This is a genomic window from Acidimicrobiales bacterium (assembly GCA_036273495.1).
Lineage (GTDB): Bacteria > Actinomycetota > Acidimicrobiia > Acidimicrobiales > JAJPHE01 > DASSEU01.
Genome location: DASUHN010000364.1, coordinates 1 through 2,650, shown reverse-complemented (window position 1 = coordinate 2,650; position 2,650 = coordinate 1). Strand labels below are relative to the sequence as shown.

Here is a 2,650-nt window from a genome sequence, read left to right as displayed (position 1 = left end):
TGATCGCCGGCTATGCCGTGACGTTCTCCAGCCTGGCCGCCTACGCCGGGTGGGTGCTGCGGCGCCGGCGGGTCCTGGTCCGGCAGCTGCCGCCGGGCCCGCAGTGACCTCGGCGGTCACGCCGGCGCAGACCCCGGCCCGGCCGCCCGTACCGCCGCCGGCCGTCCGGCGCCGGCGGTCGCGCCGGCGGGCGTGGGCCATGGTGGTCGTGGTGGTGGCCGCCCTCGGCTTCCTCCTGGCGAAGGGCCTGGCCGGGGCCACGACGTACTTCTACACGGCCGACCAGGCCGTGCACATGCGCCCGCAGCTGGGTGACACCCGCTTCCGCATCGAGGGCACGGTGGTCCGCGGCACGGTCCGGCGCGCCGGTGACCGCGTCGACTTCTCCATTGTCAACAACGGCGTGCAGGTCGCGGTGGACAACACCGGCTATCCGCCGCAGCTGTTCCAGCCAGGGATCCCGGTGGTGCTCGAGGGCCAGTTCCAGGGCGCCACCTTCGTGAGCGACCTGATCATGGTCAAGCACACGTCGACCTACACCGCCGCCCATCCGCAGCGGGTGAGCAACTACGTGGGCAAGAACGGGGCGGGCGGCACGGGGGCCGGGCCGTGACCGACGGCCTCATCGGCCACGCCGGCGTGCTGATCGCCTTCGTCGCCGCCCTCGCCGGCGCATCGGGGACGGCCTCGGGCCTGCTCCGCCGGCGCTTCTCCCGGCTGGCCGGCATGACGGGCTACGCGTGGGTGGTGCTCGCCGGGGCGGCGCTGGCGGTGGGGGCCATGGAGCACGCCCTGGTGACCCACGACTTCTCCCTCGACTACGTGGCCAAGAACGACAGCCTGCGCACTCCCCTCCTCTACCGGATAACCGGGATGTGGTCGGCGCTGGCGGGGTCGATCCTGTTGTGGGCCGCCGTGCTCGCCCTGTTCCTGGCCGCCATGGTGTGGCGCTTCCGGGGCCGGTCCTCGGACCCGGTGGTGGGCTGGGCGCGGGTTACGGCGTTCACCGTGGCCGCCTTCTTCTTCGGGCTGATGCTGGCTCCGGCCGACCCGTTCCGTTCGGTCGTGGGGGCGCTCCCGGCCGACGGCGCCGGCCCCAACCCCCTCCTGCAGAACAACCCGCTGGTGGCGTTCCACCCCCCGCTGCTCTATCTCGGCTACGTCGGGTTCACGGTCCCGTTCGCCTTCGCGGTCGGGATGCTCGTGACCGGCCGGGTGGGGGAGGACTGGCTGCGCGAGACCCGCCGCTGGACCCTCGTGGCGTGGGGCTGCCTGACCGGCGGGATCGTGCTGGGGGCGTGGTGGTCGTACCAGGTGCTCGGCTGGGGCGGGTTCTGGGCCTGGGACCCGGTGGAGAACGCCTCGTTCGTGCCCTGGCTGACCGCCACCGCCTTCCTGCACTCGGCCGCCGTGCAGGAGCGCCGGGGGATGCTGCGCGTCTGGAACATCTCGCTGCTCTCGGCGACGTTCAGCCTCACCATCCTGGGCACCTTCCTCACCCGCTCGGGAGTTCTCGAGTCCGTGCACTCGTTCACCGAGTCGAGCATCGGTCCGATCATCCTCGGCTTCTTCGGGCTGGTGGTGGCGGTGGCCGTCGTCCTGATCGGCTGGCGCGCCGACCGGCTGCGCAGTCCCGGCTCGCTCGACTCCCCCGTGTCGCGCGAAGGGGCCTTCCTCCTCAACAACGTGATGTTCTCCCTGTTCGCCTTCGTGGTGCTGCTCGGCACCGTCTTCCCGCTGCTGGTGCAGGCGGTCAACGGGAGCACGATCGCCGTCGGGGCCCCCTACTTCGACCGCATGGGCGCGCCGATCACCCTCTGCCTGCTGTTCCTCATGGCAGCCGGGGTGGCGCTGCCGTGGCGGCGGGCGTCGGCGGCCACGGCCCGGTCCCGGCTGCTGCTGCCGGCGTGGGCCGGCGCCCTCACGATCATGCTCTCGGCCCTGGCCGGGCTGCGGGGATGGGAGCCCCTGGTCTCGTTCGGGTTGGCGGCCTTCGCCGGGACGGCGGCGGCGCGCCGGCTGCTGCTGTCGGTCCGGCGCGAAGGTCCGCGCGCCCTGCTCGGCCGCACGGGCGGGGGCATGGTCGTGCACCTCGGCGTGGTGGTCGTAGCCGTGGGGCTGGCCGCCTCGTTGTCCTACGGCCGGCGTACGGAGGTGCGCCTCGGGGTCGGCCAGTCGACCCACTTCGACGGCCACTCCGTCACCTATCTCGGGGACCGGCAGGTCCGCTATCCCAACCGCACCGCCCTCGACGCCCTCGTGCAGCTCGACGGCGGCCGGATCGGCGAGCCGGCCATCAGCCAGTTCACCGGCGTCACCGAGGGCATCGGCACCCCGTGGGTGGTGTCGGGCCTGCACGACGACGTGTACCTGACCCTGGATGTTGGCCCGAGCGCTCCCGGGGGAGCGGCGGTGATCGGGATCGTGGTCCAGCCCCTCGTGCGCTGGCTCTGGGTCGGCGGGATGGTGATGGTCGTCGGGACCGTGCTGGCATCCGTGCCGGACCGGCGCCGCGACCGGTCGGGGCGCCGGCGGGTGCGGCGCCGTGAGCCGGCGCCGGCCGAGGCCGTCGGGCTGCCTCCCCCGCCCCGGAGCACCGACCGGCAGACCGGACCGGACGGATCGGAGGAGCCCGCCGGCGTCCCCGTTC

2 protein-coding genes are annotated in these 2,650 nt (G+C 73.6%); both read left to right on the top strand.

The window, feature by feature from the left end:
• Positions 1 to 103 precede the first annotated feature (103 nt).
• A complete protein-coding gene (locus VFW24_15515) occupies positions 104 to 613 on the top strand; it encodes a cytochrome c maturation protein CcmE (protein HEX5268174.1) in 510 nt (169 codons plus the stop codon).
• A partial coding sequence (locus VFW24_15510; protein HEX5268173.1) for a cytochrome c-type biogenesis CcmF C-terminal domain-containing protein occupies positions 610 to 2,650 on the top strand: 2,041 nt, incomplete at its 3' end. The genes VFW24_15515 and VFW24_15510, both read left to right, overlap by 4 nt.